Origin of the sequence: Prosthecobacter algae (genome assembly GCF_039542385.1) — a bacterium.
In the GTDB taxonomy this organism is placed as follows: Bacteria; Verrucomicrobiota; Verrucomicrobiia; order Verrucomicrobiales; family Verrucomicrobiaceae; genus Prosthecobacter; species Prosthecobacter algae.
Genome location: NZ_BAABIA010000003.1, coordinates 189941 through 209102, shown reverse-complemented (window position 1 = coordinate 209102; position 19162 = coordinate 189941). Strand labels below are relative to the sequence as shown.

At 59.0% G+C, this 19162-nt stretch carries 17 protein-coding genes; 13 read left to right on the top strand and 4 right to left on the bottom strand.

Features of this window, described 5'->3' with window-relative positions; genetic code table 11:
• Positions 1–3: 3 nt before the first annotated feature.
• The 9 genes from ABEB25_RS07775 to ABEB25_RS07735 all read left to right on the top strand — a co-directional run bounded on the left by ABEB25_RS07775 (position 4) and on the right by ABEB25_RS07735 (position 8941).
• The gene (locus tag ABEB25_RS07775) at positions 4–321 is read left to right on the top strand and encodes an ElaB/YgaM/YqjD family protein (RefSeq protein ID WP_345735827.1); all 318 of its coding nucleotides are present in this window, start codon (positions 4–6) and stop codon (positions 319–321) included.
• Positions 322–386: 65 nt separating this feature from the next.
• Positions 387–2123 (top strand): AI-2E family transporter, encoded by a 1737-nt coding sequence (locus tag ABEB25_RS07770; RefSeq protein WP_345735826.1) that lies wholly within the window; start codon positions 387–389, stop codon positions 2121–2123.
• Between the two features lie 59 nt (positions 2124–2182).
• A complete protein-coding gene (locus ABEB25_RS07765; protein WP_345735825.1) occupies positions 2183–3298 on the top strand; it encodes a zinc-binding metallopeptidase family protein in 1116 nt (371 codons plus the stop codon).
• A gap of 201 nt (positions 3299–3499) precedes the next feature.
• The gene (locus ABEB25_RS24475) at positions 3500–3706 is read left to right on the top strand and encodes an entericidin A/B family lipoprotein (protein WP_425571987.1); all 207 of its coding nucleotides are present in this window, start codon (positions 3500–3502) and stop codon (positions 3704–3706) included.
• A gap of 56 nt (positions 3707–3762) precedes the next feature.
• Positions 3763–3891: a DUF3096 domain-containing protein gene (locus ABEB25_RS07755; RefSeq protein ID WP_345735824.1), complete on the top strand. Its 129-nt coding sequence runs from the start codon at positions 3763–3765 to the stop codon at positions 3889–3891.
• Positions 3892–3912: 21 nt separating this feature from the next.
• Positions 3913–4176, top strand: a complete 264-nt coding sequence (locus ABEB25_RS07750; protein ID WP_345735823.1) for a hypothetical protein — start codon at positions 3913–3915, stop codon at positions 4174–4176.
• A gap of 99 nt (positions 4177–4275) precedes the next feature.
• A complete protein-coding gene (locus ABEB25_RS07745) occupies positions 4276–6429 on the top strand; it encodes an ATP-binding protein (RefSeq protein WP_345735822.1) in 2154 nt (717 codons plus the stop codon).
• A complete protein-coding gene (locus ABEB25_RS07740) occupies positions 6426–7556 on the top strand; it encodes a hybrid sensor histidine kinase/response regulator (protein ID WP_345735821.1) in 1131 nt (376 codons plus the stop codon). The genes ABEB25_RS07745 and ABEB25_RS07740 overlap by 4 nt, the downstream gene beginning before the upstream one ends.
• A 35-nt stretch (positions 7557–7591) precedes the next feature.
• Complete coding sequence (locus ABEB25_RS07735) at positions 7592–8941, top strand: sigma-54-dependent transcriptional regulator (RefSeq protein WP_345735820.1); 1350 nt, start codon at positions 7592–7594, stop codon at positions 8939–8941.
• Between the two features lie 49 nt (positions 8942–8990).
• On the opposite strand, the gene ABEB25_RS07730 is transcribed toward ABEB25_RS07735, so the two are convergent.
• The 4 genes from ABEB25_RS07730 to ABEB25_RS07715 are packed head-to-tail and all read right to left on the bottom strand — an operon-like array spanning position 8991 to position 12734.
• On the bottom strand, positions 8991–10160 hold the full coding sequence (locus ABEB25_RS07730; RefSeq protein ID WP_345735819.1) for a serine hydrolase domain-containing protein: 1170 nt from the start codon (positions 10158–10160) through the stop codon (positions 8991–8993).
• Position 10161: 1 nt separating this feature from the next.
• Positions 10162–10641 (bottom strand): TPR end-of-group domain-containing protein, encoded by a 480-nt coding sequence (locus ABEB25_RS07725; RefSeq protein WP_345735818.1) that lies wholly within the window; start codon positions 10639–10641, stop codon positions 10162–10164.
• A complete protein-coding gene (locus ABEB25_RS07720; protein WP_345735817.1) occupies positions 10638–10856 on the bottom strand; it encodes a DUF2256 domain-containing protein in 219 nt (72 codons plus the stop codon). The genes ABEB25_RS07725 and ABEB25_RS07720 overlap by 4 nt, the downstream gene beginning before the upstream one ends.
• A 9-nt stretch (positions 10857–10865) precedes the next feature.
• Positions 10866–12734, bottom strand: coding sequence for a SulP family inorganic anion transporter (locus ABEB25_RS07715; RefSeq protein ID WP_345735816.1), 1869 nt, complete (start codon positions 12732–12734; stop codon positions 10866–10868).
• A 119-nt stretch (positions 12735–12853) separates the two neighbouring features.
• On the opposite strand from ABEB25_RS07715, the gene holA reads away from it, so the two are divergent.
• The 4 genes from holA to glpK all read left to right on the top strand — a co-directional run bounded on the left by holA (position 12854) and on the right by glpK (position 19160).
• The gene (gene holA, locus ABEB25_RS07710) at positions 12854–13984 is read left to right on the top strand and encodes a DNA polymerase III subunit delta (protein ID WP_345735815.1); all 1131 of its coding nucleotides are present in this window, start codon (positions 12854–12856) and stop codon (positions 13982–13984) included.
• Between the two features lie 105 nt (positions 13985–14089).
• Entirely contained in the window at positions 14090–16633 is a 2544-nt protein-coding gene (locus ABEB25_RS07705) for a PQQ-dependent sugar dehydrogenase (protein WP_345735814.1), read from the top strand.
• Between the two features lie 70 nt (positions 16634–16703).
• The gene (locus tag ABEB25_RS07700) at positions 16704–17600 is read left to right on the top strand and encodes a hydroxypyruvate isomerase family protein (protein ID WP_345735813.1); all 897 of its coding nucleotides are present in this window, start codon (positions 16704–16706) and stop codon (positions 17598–17600) included.
• Between the two features lie 81 nt (positions 17601–17681).
• A complete protein-coding gene (gene glpK / locus ABEB25_RS07695) occupies positions 17682–19160 on the top strand; it encodes a glycerol kinase GlpK (protein ID WP_345735812.1) in 1479 nt (492 codons plus the stop codon).
• Positions 19161–19162 lie beyond the last annotated feature (2 nt).

The window sequence follows — 19162 nt, the reverse complement described above, 5'->3', positions numbered from 1 at the left end:
CCTATGAGCCTACTTTTCAAACGCAAGCCACTCACCACCACTGAACGGATCAACCACAGCCTGCGCACCATCTCTGATGAAGCCCGCGGCATCCTTGACAGCATTGGCAAGGATTCGCAGACCTACACGGGTCAGGTCAAAGAACGCCTTGCCGGCATCGCCGACTATGCGGGTGAAGCCAGCCATGAGATCGAGCGTCAGCTTCGCAACAAGGCTTCGGCGCTGGACTCGGTGGTCCACAAACGTCCCTACGAATGTCTGGGCGTGGCCATCGGCCTGGGCTTGTTGTTTGGCCTGATGGCCAGCAGCAGCCGTCGTTAGTTCACGTTTCGTCATCCCTAATTCAGGATCAGCGGAACTATCCTATGGAAGCCTTGCAACTTCAGATGGCTCCGCTCATCCGGCTCGCCACGGTGATGCTCACCGTGGCGATGCTGTGGGCGGGTCGGGACTTTTTCATCCCCTTAGCATTGGCGGCTCTATTCGCCTTTTTGCTGAAACCGGTGGTGTCCTTTTTCAATCACCGCCTGCACTTTGCCCGCACCCTGGCCGTCATCACCGTGACGGTCCTTTCGTTTTCAGTGATGGGGGCATTGCTGTGGGTTCTCGGAGGGGAGCTTCACCAATTGGTGAAGGAACTGCCCGGATACCGCCACACTATCCACCAGCGCGTTATCAGCGTGCGGGAGGTCGGGCAAGGCGGCGTGTTTGAAAAGCTGCAAAGCCTCGCGATGGAGATTTCCAACGCTTCAGATGCGGAAGATGTGAAGCGCAATGGTGCAGCTCCGGAAACCCCGGTGCTGATCGAACGGTCCACGAATCGATTGCAGGAGACAGCCATGTCGGCCCTGGGCTTTTTAGCTGACAGTCTGGGCACGGCTGCTGTGGTCGTGGTTTTTGTGATCTTCATGCTGCTGCGGCAGAATGATGTGCGAAACCGGGTCATCCATCTGGTGGGATACAGTCGGCTGACGACGACGACGCGGGCCTTGGATGAGGCGGCTTCACGGGTCAGCCGTTATTTGCTCATGCAGGGTTTGATCAATGGGGCCTACGGGCTGCTGCTGGCGGCGGGTTTTTGGGCCATCGGGCTTCCCTATGTTGTGCTGTGGGGGGCACTGGCAGCGCTGTTTCGTTTTGTACCCTACATCGGCCCCTGGATCGCTGCGATCCTTCCCGTCGCTTTGAGCTTGGCCGTGTTTGATGGCTGGACCCAACCGCTGATGGTCATCGCGCTGATCGCGGGCCTTGAATTGCTCACCAACATGGTGTTGGAGCCTTTACTCTATGGCCAGAGCGCCGGAGTGTCTGACCTCGCCTTGCTGATTGCCATTGTGTTTTGGACGCTGATCTGGGGGCCTGTGGGGCTGCTGCTGGCGACGCCACTGACGGTTTGTCTCGTCGTCTTTTCGAAGTACATCCCGGAACTGAAGTTCATCGAGATTTTGATGGGCGACCAGCCTGAGGTGCAGCCCTCATTTTTGGTGTATCAGCGTTTGCTGGTGGGGGATGTGGAAGAGGCGGAGGAACTGACTCACGCCTCCTCCAAGGAAATCGGGCATGGTAATACCCTGGATCAGGTACTGCTGCCTGCGGCCGTTCATGCACGCCGGGAAATGCTCGCAGGACGCCTTTCCAAAGAGGAGTCGGATGGGATTCTGGAAACGTTGACGACGCTCGCCTGCGAGACCGTGCTGGACGAAGTGCCTCCCGTCTCTGAGGGCACGGGGCCACTGCTCCTTTGTCGTAGCTTTGACACTTCGGCCGATTCAATCGCCCTGCACTGGCTGACGCGCACTGTGGGGGTAGGGCTGTGGCGTTGGGAGTCCATTCCTCAGTCGGCACTGGTTTCTGAAGTCATTGCGCAGGTGGAAAGCCTGAAGCCTGCCATCGTCTGCATCAGTGCCATGCCTCCGGGGGTCAGCAGCACAGCACAACTGCTCTGCAAGCGGCTGCGCCACCGCTTTCCTGAACAGAAGATTCTGCTGGCGCGTTGGGGTGCCTCCAAAGCGGAAATCAGGACGGATACTGGCGCAACCTGGGTGGTGACGACAACCGAAGAGGCGCGTGAACGTCTGGTATCCGTCTTGCCTCTGGGTGAACCTGAGGTGCAACCATCATGATCACGCACTGTGCCTGCTCATGCGTCATTCTTCTTCTAAGTTATTGAATTCCCCCCATTATGAGGACCTATCTTTGCGTCTGTGGACAGCCTGTCTTTTTTAACAACAGCGTGTGTATCGCCTGCGGTCGCGCGATTGGTTTTGATCCGGCCTCACGCGAAATGCGTGCGCTGGACCTAGCTGAGGAAGGCGTGCACCAGCAGGCACTCGCCGAAGTTGCCCCGAAGCGTGGTTTTTTCCGCCGCGCCCCCCGGCAGGTGACGCCGCAGCGCTATCGTTTTTGCGCCAATCTCAATGCCTGCGGCTGTAACTGGCTCATCCCTGCCGATGCAGATCCGGCCAGCCTATGCCCAGCCTGTGTGACGACCCGAGTCATTCCGGATCTATCCCAGCCAGGCAACGGCGAGCGCTGGACCAAGCTGGAAACCGCCAAACGCAGGCTGCTTTTCACCCTGCTGGATCATGGCCTCTGGGGTCCTGGTAGCATGCTGGAACCTACGGTGCCGATGGTCTTCGATTTTCTGCAGTCCCTCCCAGGCCAGCCTTCCGTGCTCACTGGCCACGACACAGGAGTCATCACCCTGAATGTGCAGGAGGCGGATGATGACATGCGGGAAAAGACCCGCCTGGAAATGCGGGAGCCGTACCGTTCTTTGTTAGGCCACTTCAGGCACGAGTCAGGGCATTATTATTGGGATGTACTCATCGCAGGCAGTCCATGGCTGGAGGAATTTCGAAATCTGTTTGGAGACGAAACTTTGGACTATGCCACGGCCCTCCAGCGGAACTACGCGGAAGGCCCGCCGCTGGGCTGGGAGGAAAATCACATCAGTGCTTATGCGGCCTCCCACCCCTGGGAAGACTGGGCCGAAACCTGGGCGCATTGGCTGCACATGAGCGATACCCTGGAGACGGCAGATTCTGCCGAGTGCCGCAGCAACATCATGCAGCCCAAAATTGATCCTGCGCTGCTATGTGGTGAAGGGCAGTCAATCACTCCAGATGTGCAGGCTTTTTGTGAAAGGGTCAGCCATTGGGTGGCGCTGACGACCTTGGTCAACGAACTGACCCGTAGCATGGGGCAGCCAGATGCTTATCCCTTTGTGTGCAGTGGCCCGGTTCTCAAAAAACTCTTCTTTATTGACCGCGTCATGCACCCTTCGAGGGTTGATTAGTTGATTGCATAATGCAATTCTTGAGCGCATTGAATTCGTGCAAAAAGCCGATTTTAATCAAAAGATGAGCGCGCGTTATTTTTTGTAAATCGTTTATAGTCAATAAGTTAATGGGATTTTTTGGCGGTTGGCAAAGACTTTGCACTGGATGGTCGGTGAGCAGGCGCTTTCTGAGCGTGCAGCTCCAGCATTCGATCTCCCATGAAAACCCCAGACCTCTCCCCCGACGCCCCCCTTCACACATCTTCTGAAGACAACACGGCACAGCAGGCGAGCTTTTTCATTTTTGCTTTTGGCATGTTGATCCTCACCCTCTCTTTCCTGAGCAGTTGCAACACCACGCGTGGTATTGGTCGCGACATGCAACACGTCGGCAGCACGATTGAGCGCCAAGCTGCCAAGGTCTAGTCGGGCCGATAAGAATCCTCGCCCGGCCACTGATTTTCAATTCTCTCCACAACACCATGAGCCCCCATCTGACTCCCATCGTTTCCATCGTCGCAGGCATCTGCGTGCTGATTTTTCCGCACCTGCTGAACTACGTCGTAGCCATCTATCTCATCCTCACGGGCGTGCTGGCCCTTGCCAAATAACCCTCAATCTCCATTCAAGTTATGAACGCGATTCAAAAACAGATCCAGACTGCCTTTGCCGCCATGTTAGCCCTCTTGGCGGGGCTCAGCCTGACCCTGGTGAGCTGCAAGGACAAGAAGCCGGAAATCAGCGGTAAGCCGGAGACCGCTGGTGAAAAGATCAAGGACAAGGTGGATGATGCACTGGACCGGCGGCCTAACGAAAAGGTTCGTGATGTCGCGGAGGATGTAAAGGATGCCGCCGAAGACGTGAAAGAAAGCGTCAAGGAAGCGGTCGAAAAATAAGCGGCCCGCGAGGTCTGCTGGCAGGTGTATCGGATGACGATTCTTCCGAGCCTGGCAGAAACTGTAGATCCGGTGGCTGATATCACCTCCCCAAATTCAATGCTTCGTTCCTGGCACGGCCTGTTCCTCATCTTTACCACACTCCTGCTTTTGCTGGTGATGGGCACTGTCGTTCGCAGTGGCAGGCTTGCCGAAGAGGGCAGTGAACTGGTCACTCATACGGATCTGGTCATTGGTGAATACCTCAAGCTGCGGGCCATCATCACGGAGGCCGAGTCATCCACGCGCGGGTACGCCATGACTCGTCAGGAAGCATTGCTGAAGCCCCTGCAAGGAGCCGTGACGCAATGCGAAAAATTGCTGAAAAATCTGAAGTCCATGACTCTGGATAACACAGCCCAGCAGAAGATTCTGGCCGAGCTCACCACCCTTGTCAGTCAGCGGCTTGATGCCTTGAAAAAGCTGGCAGATACGGCGGCCGCCAGTGATGCGGACCTGCCGTTGCGCGAGATCATCAGCCAGGGGGCTGGGGTCAATGATGTGATGCTGCAGAAAATTGATGAAGGCATCCTGACGGAGCGGAGGCTGCATTCCGGCCGTGAGGACCAGCTTCAGGATGTGCTCCAGACGATGACGGTGACCGGTATCGGTGGCAGCATCCTGGCGGTGATCACCGGCATTGTTAGTTTTGTGATGCTGCAAAGAAGTTACCGAGTCGCCCTGCGCACGGCAGAACTGGAAGCCGAGAAGGAACGGGCCATCGAATCAGATGCGCAAAAGTCACGGTTCCTGGCGAACATGAGCCACGAAATTCGCACGCCGATGAATGCCATTATCGGGTTTGCAGATTTGCTCAATGGACTCGTGCATGAGGAGCGGGCACGCGGTTATCTGCGGGCGATCCAGACCAGCGGCCGCTCCCTGCTGGACCTCATCAATGACATTTTGGACATCTCCCGGATCGAGGCGGGCAAGCTGTCGCTGAGACCCGAGCCTGCCAATGTCCACGAGATCGTGGAAGGCGTGGCGATGGTGGTCAAAAAGCAGGCGGAGGACAAGGGGCTCGCCCTGGAGACCAAGATCGAAAGGCAGGTGCCCAAAGTGCTGGAGGTGGACTCCCTGCGTCTGCGGCAGATCCTACTGAACCTCGCCAGCAACGCCGTCAAATTTACCCACAAGGGTAAGGTGAAGATTCACGTCAGCACGCTCAACGAGCCCAAATTGGGAGAGCGTTGCGACCTTCAGGTCAAGGTGAGTGATACGGGGGTGGGCATTGCCGAAGAGGATCGCGAACGTATTTTCTCCGCGTTCGAGCAGATCAGCTCCCAGAGCCGCAGCGGTGCGCAGGGGACAGGGCTGGGGCTGAGCATCACCCGCCGTCTGGTGGATCTCATGGATGGAGAAATTTCCCTGGTCAGCGAGCCTGGGAAGGGCAGCACCTTCACCCTCATCCTGCCTGGCATTCCGCTGAGCCAGCAGACGAACGATCCACCGAGCGACCGTTCGGCTGACTTCAATCGGCTCCGCCCCGCGACGATTCTGGTGGTGGACGATAATGCGACCAATCGCGAGCTCATCGCCGGCTACCTGCATGGCACGCATCACGAGATGCTATTCGCGCAGGATGGGATGGAGGCTTTGGAATTGGCCCGTACGGCCAAGCCGGACGTCATCCTCATGGACATTCGCATGCCCCGAATGGACGGCAAATGGGCGCGGCAGATTTTGCGTGAAGATGACCGCACCTCCACGATCCCGGTGATCGCGCAGACGGCCTCTTCCATGCCAGAGGAATCGGCACGGCTGAAGGAAATGTTCGACGGTTATCTGCGCAAGCCCTTCCATCAGAGTCAGCTCTATCATGAGCTTGAGGGGGTGCTGGGGCACGCCACCTTCCGGTTTACCACACCGCGGCCGCAGGTGCCCCAGGCGGAGGATTTTCCCACCAGCATCCTGGAGTCGTTTGATGCCAGCACTACCGCCGCCTGGCCTGGTCTCACCGCACAGTTGCACATCTGGGAAGAGGGTGATGTCAGCCGGTTTTTGGACACGTTCCCCATGCTTGAAATCGCCACTTTTGGCCATCAGTTGCACCGTGAAGCAGCGCGGCATGACTGCCCTCCGCTGGCCCGCTATGCGAGCGCCCTTTTTGGTGCAGCCGAGGCTTTTGAACTGGATCAGGTCGAGCGTCTGCTTCGCGATTTCTCCGCATTTTCACGCCGGATCACCGGAAACAAAAAAGACCCCTCATGATTGTGGATCCCCAGCCCCCCCTATCCCCCAGCACCGCACGCGGAGTCGTGCTGGTGGTGGATGATCAGATGCAGAACATTCAAGTGGTGGGCACGGTGCTCACCCGTGAAGGTTATGAAGTAATCCCCGCCACCAGCGGGGCACAGGCCCTGCAGCGCATCGCGGCCCGGCTGCCAGACCTCGTGCTTCTGGATGTGGTGATGCCGGATGTGGATGGCTTTGCGGTCTGCAAGAGGTTGCGTGAGCACCCAGACACGGCGGGACTGCCGGTGATCTTCGTCTCGGCGGCCAACGATTCAGAAACCATCGTCCGTGGGCTGGAGGCAGGCGGTGTGGACTACATCACCAAGCCCTTTAACAAGGCCGAGCTGCTGGCCCGTGTGCGCACCCAGGTGGATCTGCAGCGTGCCCGTGAGACCACTACACGCATCCTCCGTGAGCGGGAAAACATCGTCAGCATGGTGGCCCATGATTTGAAGAATCCTCTCGGTGCCATCCGTTTCAGCGCACAGACATTGCTGGAGCTGCCTCCGGAAAAGATCGTCACTGCCAGCGACCTCACAGGCCATATCATCACGACCTGCGACCAGATGCTGAAGTTCATTGACCGCTTCCTGAACAACCGTGCGAAGGAGACCGAGCATGAGCGCATGACCACCGTGCCTATCTCTGGCGAGCAGATCAAAGAAATGCTCACGGCTTGGTATCCGACAGCCAAGCGTAAAAATACCACCCTCTCCGTCCAGCTTTCTGAGACACCTTTGCACGCAAGTGGGGATTTATTTACCGTGCGGCAGATCGTGGACAACCTCATGAGCAACGCGGTGAAGTTTTCGCCGCTGGGCAGCCAGATCGTGTCCCGAATCTACAGCGAAAATGAGCGCTTCATCATTGATATCGAGGATGAAGGCCCTGGCTTTACTGAAAGTGACTTGGCGCGCATTTTCCAGGATTACACCCGACTGAGCGCCCGCCCCACTGGTGGTGAATCTTCCACCGGTCTCGGCCTGGCGATCGCCAAGCGCGGTGCCGACCGAATGGGTGCCAAGCTCACTGTGGACAACCTCCCAACAGGCCAGGGCTGCATCGCCCGGCTGACCCTGCCGCTGGTCACTTCTGCGGCCTAACTATTTTCAACCAACCAACCCCCCCACCCTAACCTATGGACATCCTCATCGTTGATGACGAAGCCAGCATCCGCCGGGCGACTAGCCTGGCCCTCGACGCCGCCGGCCACTACGTAGAAACTGCTGAAACCGGAGCCGTGGCCCTGCGCAGTCTCAAAGAATCCTCTTTTGATCTCGTACTTTTGGACCTCTATCTTGGGGAAGAGAGTGGCTTGCAAATATTGGAAACCATCCGCCGGGAACACCCCAGCGTGCATGTGGTGATCTTCACGGCGAATGCTACCATCCCGAATGCCATTGAGGCGACTCGCCTAGGTGCTGTGGACTTTCTGGAAAAGCCCTTCAGCCCGGACCAGCTTCGCCAGGCCCTCAAGCGCATCGCCACGCTGCGTACGCTAGAGCGCAAGGTGGAAGAACTGACCACTGAAGTCCGCACGCACACACCTCCTCCGCAGGTGATGTCAAAGAATCCCGGACTCCAGCGCCAGATTGATGTGCTTTTCCGTGCGGCAGATACCCAGGCCTCCATTCTGATTCTGGGTGAAAGCGGCACAGGCAAAAGCATGATCGCCCGCGCCATCCATGAACAGAGTCCGTTTCGTGACAAGCCCTTCGTAACGGTGAGCTGCCCCAGCCTGTCCCGTGAACTGCTGGAAAGCGATCTCTTCGGCCACGTCAAAGGCTCCTTCACAGGAGCCATGCGTGACACCTGGGGGAAGGTAAAGGCTGCGGAAGGTGGCACTTTATTCCTCGATGAAATCGGCGAGCTACCCTTGGAGATTCAGCCAAAACTTCTCCGCCTGCTGCAGGAGCGAGAGTATGAACGGCTAGGCGAAACAACGCCTCGCAAGGCGAATGTACGTGTGATCGCCGCGACCAACCGCGACCTGAAGCAGTGGTCCAGCGAGGGTCGTTTCCGCGAGGATTTGTTCTACCGTCTCAATGTCATCTCGGCCACGATGCCGCCCCTGCGGGAACGTCCGGAAGATCTCTTCGCCTGTGCGGACAGCTTCCTGAAGTTCTTTGCCGATCAGTTCCGCCGCAAGGTCCGCCGCTTCAGTCCGGCTGCTTATTTGGCCCTGCGCAATCATCCTTGGCCTGGCAACATCCGCGAGCTGCGCAATGCGATTGAGCGTGCAGTCATCCTTGCCGAAGGCGATGAAATCACGCCTCGCGATCTGCCGGAGGCTGGTGGCAGCACCACCCTCAATGGCCATGATCATGGGGCCGAGGTGGGGCAGCGGGTGAGCATTGAGAAGCTTGAATGCGAACACATCCGCCGTGTCATGGCCATCACTGATTCCCTACAGGAAGCGGCGGAGGTACTGGGCATTGATGCCGCGACGCTTTACCGCAAGCGCAAGCGTTACCAACTGGATACCTAACGGCTGTCAGGAAGCGTGGGCAGGGTGTTCACGCTTCTTGATGGGGCTCTCACCAGTAGAGCCGCTCCACCATGCCGAGCACCTTGTCACCGGGCAGTGCGCCGACTTCCATCTGATTCATCACGTAGGCTAGGGCGATGCCGTTTTCAGGATCGGCGAGAGACAGGCTGCCGCCTGCGCCGGGATGGCCAAAGGCGCTCTGGCTTTGGCCGTAGTGTTGGCGCAGTTTCGCTCCATCGTACCGTGGGTCCGGATTCACTGGATCCTTCATCACTCCAGCGCCAAAAGCGATGGGGGTGAGGAGCACGCTGTCCTCTTCTTCTGAGAGCGTGTGGCTGAGCTGCCTAACAATGGATTCAGAAACCAGGCGGCTGCCGTTCCATGTGCCGCCCTGGGCCAGCATGGCATAAAATTTGCCCAGGCCGCGCGCGCTGCCCACACCGCCCATGCTGGCAAAGCCAGGGGACCAGAGGGCAGGGGTGTTGAACTCGCTCACGGCATTGAGGCCAAAGGGGCTGGTAAAGGTGCGCTGTGTCAGGGTACCCCCTGCATTGTAGGCTTTGAGGAAAGGCTGGTCGCTGTTGGCGATGCTGATTTTTCCGGGATACACAGGCGAGACGCGGCCCCAGTGCTCCTCCGGTAGGCCGATCCAGAAATCCAGATCCATCGGCTCTCCGAAGGTCTCACGGAAATAGACGCCCAGGGAATCCACCCCGGTAATGCGGCGGACGATTTCATCCATCAGAAAGCCAAAGGTGCGGGCGTGGTAGCCCTGGCGGGTGCCGGGTTCCCAGAGAGGTGTTTGACGTTCCAGGGCCTCCACGACGGCTTCATAATTGAAGATGGGCACACGCTCGTCCAGCGCACACAGACCTGCTGTATGGGAGAGTAGATGAGCAAACTGCATGCCCCCCTTGCCCGCTCCCACAAACTCAGGCCAGACCTCGGAGACAGCGCAGTCCAGCGGCAATCCGGCCTCCTCCAGGGCCATCAGGCAGCAGACGGCGGCCGGAGCTTTGGTGGAGGAAAAGACGGGGGCCAGGGTGCGGGAATCCCAGGGCCGGGTGCTTTGGCGGTCGCAATGGCCCTGGGCCAGCGACAGCACTTCCACACCGTTCTGCCAGATGGAAACCGAGGCTCCTAGTTCACCGCGCGTGCGGAAGTTCTCTTCGAACCATTCGGTGATGGCGGTTTTGGCAGTGGGCGAGATGGAATGCATTTCAGTTCTTGTCTAGCTTCGCTCGCAGTCGGTCCAGGTCGGGATCTTTGCGGGCGTGGCTGCGCAGACTGCCATCCATTTCAAAGGATTGCTTCAGCAAATTCAGGGCTTTTTCATCTTCCCCCAGGCAGGCGAGGTAGCAGCCCAGATTGTAGTAATAGACCGGTTTGGTCCGCAAGGCTGCGGGGCCGCGGGCCAGCAAATCCAGCGCCTCGGTGGTGCGGCCCAGCTCATGCAGGCAATAGGCAGCGTGGATGAAGCCGCCGGGTTCTTCGGGTTCCAGCGCGCAGAGTTTTTGGGTCAGCGCCAGGGCTTCGGCCCAGCGGCGGTCCCCCATGTGGCAGAGCACGCTGAGTTCGATGACGTCAGCACGCTGGGCAGCAGAGGGGGGCAAATGCGCCAGCTCTGCCTGGGCCTCTTCATGGAGACCTAGCTCCACATAGCCTTGGGCGGCGAGGATGCGTCGTTCCAGATCGTTCATGTTCTTTGGGGGTTATCCTTCAATCTGGAGCTCGAGTCAACAGGGCGGGCTGTGGGTGTAGCAGCCGAGTTGCTGGGCACCTTTTTTCTCCGGCAGGCTTCACTGCAGTAGCGTACCTCCTCCCACACCTTTTCCCATTTCTTCCGCCACGTGAAAGGGCGCTGGCAGACGCTGCAAAGCTTGACCGGCAGATTTTCTTTTCGCACACCTCGCATGGGAAGAGGTTACGCCTCCTTCTTCTTGCCGGGGTCAAAGAAGATCTTCACCTCAGCCTCGGTAGTGCCCAGAATCTGCTGTGCACGTTTCAGCGCGTTGCGGGTGGCCACATTTGGGTTGCTGGGGCTGGAGGGGAAGAGGTTGTCTTTGCCGATGACTTCCACCATGCCGGAATCCCGCAGCACGCGGTAGATGTCCTTCATCACTCCACTGATGAGGAGGTCGCGCCCATCAGCCCGCAGCGCCCGCACCAGATCCTCCAGGGCCATCACGGAGGTGGCATCCATGTGACGGGCATTTTTCAGCCGCAGGATGATGATTCGCAGGTTCGGGTCTGCACAGGCCTGCTGCACTTGGCTGCGGAAGAGTTCCGCCGCACCAAAGAAGAGCTCTCCCTCGACATGGACGATGGAGATGGCCGGATTTTGCCGCATCCCTGGCTGGCTCGCTTCGGCCAAGTTACCTTCCTCGTTAAACTCATACTCGATGAGGGAGGGGCGGCTAGCCTTGCGAAGATACAGCATGAGGGAGACGCCCACGCCGGTGAAGATGGCTACGTGCAGAGGCACCATCAGCGTGGCGGCCAGGGTGAGCAAAAACGTGAAGGCATCCGACCCCGTGGCCTGTAGGCAGATGCGGATGTGGCGGCGATGAATGATGGACAAAGCCACGCAGATGATCAGCACCGCCAGGGAAGCCTTCGGCACGTAGCCAACCAAACTTCCCAGTGTAAGCGCACCCACCAGACAGACCAGCCCGTTGATCATGGCCGAGATGGGAGTCCGCGCACCGCTGGCAAAGTTCAGCGCGCTGCGGGTCAGCGAGCCGGAGCAGGGCATGCCGCTGAGGTAGGCACAGCTCAGATTGGCCATGCCCAGGCCAAACATGTCCTGATTGGGATCCACGCGCTGCCCTTTCAGCCCGGCCAGGGTCTTGCCCATGGTGGAGCTTTCCAGCGTGGACAGAAAGGCCAGGGCAATGGCTAGGCCAAAAAGGCGGCTGAAGTCAGACAAAAACTTCGGCGAGGCAAAGTCTGGGAAAGGGGGCAGCAGATCCAGCCAGGTGAACTGAGCATCCGCAAACGTGGGCACCGTCACGTGCAGCATCTTCATGCCCAGGCCGATCAAGGAAGCCGCCACCAGGGCGATGGCCAGCCCTGGCCAGGTGGGCCGCACGCGGCGGATGCCCCAGTAGATCCCCGCCGTCAGCGCTGCGACCAGCAGGCTTTCCCAGTGCGTCTGAGAGATGTTTTGCAGCAACTGCCAGACGATGCCGGGAAAGGTGCGCGGCTGGAAGACCTGGCCATCTTCCGAAACAATGCGCGTGCCGATGCCCAGCACATTCCCCGCCTGGTTCGCGATGATGAGCAGCGCCGCCCCGGTGACATAGGCCACCATCACCGCCCGGCTGATGTATTGCGCCAGCTCCGCCACCTTTAAAAAGGAGCCCACCAGCAGCAGGCTGCCCACCATGAAGACCAGCAGCGGCATCATGCTGATGCGGTCCAGATGCGCATCCGCCGCAAAGTAGGAAAAAATCATGAAGGCCGTCGCATTCGTGGGACCCAGGACCGTGAAGCGGGAGCTTAAAAACAGCGCGCCAATGATCCCCGCCACGGCCGAGCAGGTGGTGCCAAACTGGAGTGGCAGGCCCGCGATGGCGGCATAGGCCATGCCTTGCGGGATATCCAGCAGCGCCACGGATGTGCCCGCCTTTAGGTCTGCCTGGAAACGTCGCGGTCCATACCCACGCAGCCAGCGCCGGATGGGCAGGGGATCCAACCCCGTGTCCGCCAGATTCTCACTCAGCCACGAACGGCCCTGCCGCGCCAGATTGCGCGCGATCTGCCACCAGGAGGGCGTGGAAGGGCCGGACATACGTTACTTTAATGCGGGGAGATGGAAGATGGAAGTGGTTGGTTGCAGGTTATTCGTTATTGATCAGTGCCTCAGGCCGGGTTCCTGTCAAAAAACTCGTTTTCATCACGTCCCTTCCCATGCCTCCTCCGAAAAAGACAGCTCCCGCCAGCCAGGTCCATGCCATCTTGGGCACCGACGATGCCCGGGTGAAGGAGATGGCCATGAAGACCGTGCAGCGCCTCACGCCTCCCGGGGCCGATGAGTTCGCCAATGAGATCGTCGAGGGCAATGCCGACAATGCCGAGCACGCCGGGCAGATCTGCTCAAACGTCATCATGGCTCTCCAGACCATGCCATTCTTCGGCGGGGCCAAGATCGTCTGGCTCAAAGGGGCCAACTTTTTGGGCGACAACCAGACCGGCAAATCACAGGCGGCAGTCCAGGGATTTGAAAACATCCTCGACGTCATCGAGGCGGGACTCGGCCCCGATGTCAGCTTTGTCCTCAGTGCCAATTCCATTGATAAGCGTCGCACCGCTTACAAGCGCCTCGGCAAACTGGCTGCCATCGAAGTCTTCGACAAACCCGACACCAGCAAGGCTGGCTGGGAAGGTGCCGTCATGGCCCATGCTAGCCAAAAGGCCCGCGAGCTGGGGCTTACCTTTGAAAGTGGTGCGCTGGATCTTCTCGTGCAGATGGCCGGGGATGACACCCGCCAGCTTGAAAACGAGATCGTCAAAATTGATCTCTACCTGGGAGAACGCCGTCGCTGCGGCATCAATACCGTGCGTGGCCTTGTCTCCCTCAGCCGTTCCGGCGTCATTTGGGAAATCGGCAACGCCATCGGCGCACGCGATCTCCAGCGTGCGTTGGAACTCCTCGGCGTGCTGCTTTATCAGGGACAAAACGCCATCGGCATCCTCCTTGGGGCCATCGTTCCCCGTGTGCGCAGCCTGCTCATCGTCAAAGAACTGGCCACGAAGTACAAGGTGAACAAGTCCAACTACAGTGGCTTCACCTCCAGCCTGGAAGCCCTGCCCAGCAGCGCCACCTCCCACCTGCCCCGCAAAAAAGACGGCTCTGGCTTCAATGCCTACCCCCTTTTCCTCGCCCTCAATGAAGCCGGGCGCTTCACTCTGGAAGAACTCCACGCCGCCCTCGTCGCCTGCCTGGACGCCAATGTGAAACTCGTCACCACCCAGTTGGATAACAAAGTGGTCCTGGAGCGCCTCTTGGTCGGCCTGCTGACCCCTCGCGTAAAACGCTAAGCTTTTGGCCCGTGCGCCAAAACACGACCCTGAGCCGTCACGGAGTTTTGCTTGTGCCAACGATCTCTTTCTGGTGGAATGAGGTCTGCTCCCAAGCCCGTGATCATGAACGCCCTGCGCTGCCTCATTGCCCTGTTGTTTGCTTTGCCCCTGCTGGGCCACGGGGCTTTTCCGGCCTTGTACATGAAGCCGGTTTGTCTTCAACAAATCCATTCTCCCACCAACATCACGGCGGCCAAGGATGGCAGTGGGCGTCTCTTCATCTGTGACCAGCCGGGAAAGATTCATCTTTTCCAGCGTGGTATGCTCATGCCCACACCTTTCCTGGATCTTTCCGATGCGGGATTGGCCAAAGTTTATGTTCACCCAACCAACCTGGCGTCTTACTCAGAACGCGGCCTGTTAGGTATGGCTTTCCATCCGGATTTTGACGAGCCTCTGGCCCCCGGTTACCGTCGCTTTTACGTGAACTACACGGCGTTACCCACCACTCCGACGACTAACCCAACCACACCGCAGGATTGTGTGACGGTCATCTCAGAGTTCCGAGTCTCGGCCAATGATCCGAATGTGGCTGATCCTGCCAGCGAACGCATTCTGCTGACCTATGGACAACCCCAGTTCAATCACAACGGTGGTCAGATCGAGTTTGGTCCCGATGGCCTGCTCTATATCGGTAGCGGAGATGGCGGCAGCGCCAATGACAACAATGCAGGGCACACCGGAGGCAGCAGCACCAATCCACGGCCTAACGGCATCCTCGGCAACGGCCAGGACCGGCGGACCTTGCTGGGCAAGATTCTGCGTATCGATCCCCTCGGCACAAACGGACCCGGTGGACAATATGGCATCCCGCAGGACAATCCCTTCATCGATGCCCAGCAGGACTTCGCAGACAATGCCCTGGATGGCCCGATACGCCCGGAGATCTACGCTTATGGAATGCGAAATCCCTGGCGCTTTTCCTTCGACAATCTCGCAGGTGGAACCGGGCGGCTGTTTTGTGGCGATGTGGGCCAGGGCAAGGTGGAGGAGGTGAACCTGATCACCAAGGGTGGCAACTATGGCTGGCGCTACCGGGAAGGCACCTTCGTGTTTGATCCGCTCATGGCGACCAACGGCATCGCTCCGGCATCCCCGATCGATCCAGTCGCGCAATACAAGCACCCGGGCTCTGATCCCGCGATTCTTCTGCCAGAGCTAGGCCTCTCCATCACAGGAGGCTACGTCTATCGCGGCACCGCTATTCCAGCGATGGTGGGCAAGTATGTCTTCGCCGATTACGGAGCCACCTTTGGCAGTGCGGCAGGCCGCCTCATGGGACTAGAGGAAACCGCGCCGGACAGCGGCGTTTTCACCCTCACGGAGTCACTTCCGCTCATGGGTGGGAATCCGTTCCCTCTGCGTGTCCAATGCCTGGGGCAGGATGAGTCCGGGGAGCTCTACATCGGCACCAAAGAAACTGCCGGAGTCACCCAGCAAAGCGAAGGACGGCCCACGGGTGGGATCTACAAAATCATGCCCTTGCCCAGCACCGGCAGCGTGACTCTCAACACGGCCTCAACCATCAAAGACACGACCCTTTTTTCAGAAAGTGAATTCAGTAACGGCTCCGGCTCCCACTTCTTTGCCGGATCGGCTAGCATCACTGGAATACGCCGCGCTTTCCTCTCTTTTCCTGTCAACGACAGCACGCTGCCAGCAGGGGCGTTTGTTACCAGCGCCAGTGTCATCCTATTTGCGAATCAGCAGGCGCAGTCAGCTGTCCCCGGTGCCTTCTCACTTCACAAAGCCAGCGCCGCCTGGGGCGAAGGAACCTCCTCTTCTGATTCCCAAAATCCAGGCCCAGGTTATGGCATCGAAGCAGCCGTGGGAGACGCCACCTGGCAGTTGCGGCAGGTTGCCGTCGTTGGTGCCCCCCCCACAGGCACGGCCTGGACAACTCCAGGTGGAGACTTTGCCAGCACCCCCTCCGCGACGATCACAATCTCCAATACCGGGACCGTGACGATGAGCAGCGCCCAACTGGTCGAAGATGTGAATTCCTGGATCGAAACTCCGGCTACCAACTTCGGCTGGTGTCTGCGAGGCCCCGAGAATGAGACCCTCGTGGCACGCCGTTTCACCAGCCGCAATTCCAACTCCTCCTCTCAGCGCCCGCGCATGGTCATTCACTATGCCACAGGGACTCCTCCACCCAGCCATCGCGAAAACTGGCTGACCACCTACTTTCCTGATGAGCCCATAGGCTTTTACCTGGATGATGCCGCTGACCCGGACCAGGACGGCATCTCCAACCTACACGAATACGCCTATGGCCTGGGCCCCACCCATGCGGACGCTGACGATGGCTTCACGATCTCCACAGCCCCCGGAACCGGCGGCAGCACGGTGCATACCCTCACTTTCCGGCGGGACAGCGCCGCCACGGACCTGACCTACCAGCTCCAGACCAGCCCTGATCTGGTCACCTGGACCACCATCGCCACCAGTCTCGCCGGCAATGGCGCTCAGGGCAGCAACGGCGGATCGGTCCAGTCAGACACCGTCATCACCGGCACCCTGCGCCTTGTCACCGTCCGCGAAAACTTGTCCGCCGCCGTGAAGGCTCGCCGCTTCGTCCGGCTGAATGTGATCCGCTCGTTTTGACATGGAATCAGGCGGCGGGTTGATTCCGTGCTTGGAATGCGCGGCCGGACATCGTTATAACTGCCAGATCATGAATCCCGCCCCTCTTCCACGTCGTCAGTTTTTGAATCGCTCCCTCGGTGTCGCTGCGGTGGTGGCAATGTTGAAGGATCAGGCTTGGGCGGCGGAGGCCGGCGCTGGAAAGGTGAAGCACTCGGTCTGCAAGTGGTGCTACAAGGACATCCCGCTGGAGACGATGTGCCAGGCGGCGAAGGAGATCGGGCTGGTGTCCATCGAGCTGCTGGACCCGCCGGACTTTGAGACGCTGAAGAAACACGGCCTGCACTGCGCCATGGTCAGCTTTCCCACGGCGATGGGGCCGGATAACAAAAAGATCGGCAGCATTCCTCATGGCTTTAACCGCCTGGAAAACCACGCCCTGCTGGTGCAGGCCTATGAGCCGCTTTTGAAGACCAGTGCGGAGGCGGGCTTCAAGCAGGTGATCTGCTTCAGCGGCAACCGCGATAGCCTGAGCGATGAACAAGGCCTGGAAAACTGTGCCATCGGCCTGAAGCGCCTGCTCCCTCTCTGCGAAAAGCTGGGCGTCACGCTGGTGATGGAGTTGCTCAACAGCAAGGTGAACCACCCCGACTACATGTGCGACCACAGCGCCTGGGGCGTGGCCCTGTGCGAGAAGCTGGGCTCACCGCATTTCAAGCTGCTCTACGACATCTATCACATGCAGATCATGGAGGGCGATGTCATCGCCACCATCCGCAAACACCACGCGCACTTTGCCCATTATCATACGGGAGGTGTCCCCGGGCGCGCAGAGATCGATGACACCCAGGAGCTGCATTACCCCGCCATCATCAAGGCGATCCAGGACACGGGTTACACCGGTTATCTGGGGCAGGAGTTCATCCCGAAGAAGCCGGACAAGCTAGCCTCGCTGAAACAGGCGGTGGCAATTTGCTCCGTTGGTTAGACTTGGAAATGGAGGAGACATTCTTGCTTTTCCCTGCCTTTGACGGCTTGACCCCATGCCTCCGATATGAACAATCGGGGCATGAAATACATCCTCGCGCTCGATCAAGGGACCACCAGCAGCCGCAGCATTCTGTTTGATAAGAAGGGCAAGGTCATCGCCACGGCACAGAAGGAATTCACCCAACATTATCCACAACCCGGCTGGGTGGAGCATGATGCGGCGGAGATCTGGAGCACCCAGCTTCGAACGATGAAGGAAGTCCTGAAAAAGGCGAAGGCCAAAGGCAAAGACATCGCCGCCATCGGCATCACCAATCAGCGGGAAACCACCGTTGCCTGGAACAAGAAAACGGGCAAGCCTGTGGGCAAAGCCATCGTCTGGCAGGACCGCCGCACTGCAGCCTTTTGTGACAAGCTGAAGGCCAAAGGCGCGGAGTCCATGATCCGGCATAAAACCGGTCTGGTGGTGGATGCCTACTTCTCAGCGACCAAGATGAACTGGATGCTCAAGCATGTGCCTGAGACCAAGGAACTGGCCAAGGTGGGCGACCTGGCTTTTGGAACCGTGGATTCCTGGCTGCTGTGGAATCTGACCGGCGGCCAGGTGCATGCCACGGATGTTAGCAATGCCTCGCGCACCATGCTCTATGACATCACCCAAGGTGGCTGGGATGCAGAGCTGATGAAGCTCTTTGGCGTGCCTGCTTCCACCTTGCCCAAGGTGCTTCCCTCCAGTGGCATCTTTGGTGAGACTTCTTTGTTAGGCGGTAACATTCCCATCGCCGGCATTGCGGGGGATCAGCAGGCGGCCTTGTTTGGGCAAGTGTGCACCACCCCAGGTATGGTGAAGAACACCTATGGCACCGGTTGCTTCATGCTCATGCATACGGGTACGAAGCGCATTGCTTCTGGCAACAACCTCCTCACCACCGTGGCCTGGCAGTTGGGCGATGGGGAGCTGGAGTACGCGGTGGAGGGCAGTGTCTTCATCGCGGGTGCCGTGGTGCAGTGGCTGCGCGATGGGCTGGGCATCATCAAAAAATCCTCGGAGGTGGAAGCTTTGGCGGCCCAGGTTCCCGATGCAGGCGGTGTCTATCTCGTGCCTGCCTTTGCAGGTCTCGGCGCACCCCATTGGGATCAGTATGCGCGCGGCCTCATGTGTGGCATCACCCGTGGCACCACCAAGGCCCACATCGCCCGCGCGGCCCTGGAAGGCATCGCTTATCAAGTGACGGATATTCTTCACGCCATGCAGGCCGATGCAGGGGTGAAACTGCGAGAGCTGCGTGTGGATGGTGGGGCCAGCAACAACAACCTCATGATGCAGTTTCAGGCCGATCTCTTGGGCGTGCCCGTCGTGCGTCCCGTAGTCACGGAGACCACCGCTTTAGGCGCAGCCTACCTCGCCGGCCTCGGTACCGGCTTCTGGAAAAACCAGGCCGAAATCGCCACTCAATGGCAGACCGAACGCCGCTTTGAACCCACAATGAAAGCCGCCCAACGCAAGAAGCTCCTTTCAGGCTGGAACCGTGCGCTGGAGCGGACCAAAGGGGCTTAGTC

Coding starts and splice junctions, on each gene's coding strand:
- ABEB25_RS07775 (WP_345735827.1), top strand. CDS start 4: ATGAGCCTACTTTTCAAACGCAAGCCACTCACCACCACTGAACGGATC.
- ABEB25_RS07770 (WP_345735826.1), top strand. CDS start 387: ATGGCTCCGCTCATCCGGCTCGCCACGGTGATGCTCACCGTGGCGATG.
- ABEB25_RS07765 (WP_345735825.1), top strand. CDS start 2,183: ATGAGGACCTATCTTTGCGTCTGTGGACAGCCTGTCTTTTTTAACAAC.
- ABEB25_RS24475 (WP_425571987.1), top strand. CDS start 3,500: ATGAAAACCCCAGACCTCTCCCCCGACGCCCCCCTTCACACATCTTCT.
- ABEB25_RS07755 (WP_345735824.1), top strand. CDS start 3,763: ATGAGCCCCCATCTGACTCCCATCGTTTCCATCGTCGCAGGCATCTGC.
- ABEB25_RS07750 (WP_345735823.1), top strand. CDS start 3,913: ATGAACGCGATTCAAAAACAGATCCAGACTGCCTTTGCCGCCATGTTA.
- ABEB25_RS07745 (WP_345735822.1), top strand. CDS start 4,276: ATGCTTCGTTCCTGGCACGGCCTGTTCCTCATCTTTACCACACTCCTG.
- ABEB25_RS07740 (WP_345735821.1), top strand. CDS start 6,426: ATGATTGTGGATCCCCAGCCCCCCCTATCCCCCAGCACCGCACGCGGA.
- ABEB25_RS07735 (WP_345735820.1), top strand. CDS start 7,592: ATGGACATCCTCATCGTTGATGACGAAGCCAGCATCCGCCGGGCGACT.
- ABEB25_RS07730 (WP_345735819.1), bottom strand. CDS start 10,160: ATGCATTCCATCTCGCCCACTGCCAAAACCGCCATCACCGAATGGTTC.
- ABEB25_RS07725 (WP_345735818.1), bottom strand. CDS start 10,641: ATGAACGATCTGGAACGACGCATCCTCGCCGCCCAAGGCTATGTGGAG.
- ABEB25_RS07720 (WP_345735817.1), bottom strand. CDS start 10,856: ATGCGAGGTGTGCGAAAAGAAAATCTGCCGGTCAAGCTTTGCAGCGTC.
- ABEB25_RS07715 (WP_345735816.1), bottom strand. CDS start 12,734: ATGTCCGGCCCTTCCACGCCCTCCTGGTGGCAGATCGCGCGCAATCTG.
- holA (WP_345735815.1), top strand. CDS start 12,854: ATGCCTCCTCCGAAAAAGACAGCTCCCGCCAGCCAGGTCCATGCCATC.
- ABEB25_RS07705 (WP_345735814.1), top strand. CDS start 14,090: ATGAACGCCCTGCGCTGCCTCATTGCCCTGTTGTTTGCTTTGCCCCTG.
- ABEB25_RS07700 (WP_345735813.1), top strand. CDS start 16,704: ATGAATCCCGCCCCTCTTCCACGTCGTCAGTTTTTGAATCGCTCCCTC.
- glpK (WP_345735812.1), top strand. CDS start 17,682: ATGAAATACATCCTCGCGCTCGATCAAGGGACCACCAGCAGCCGCAGC.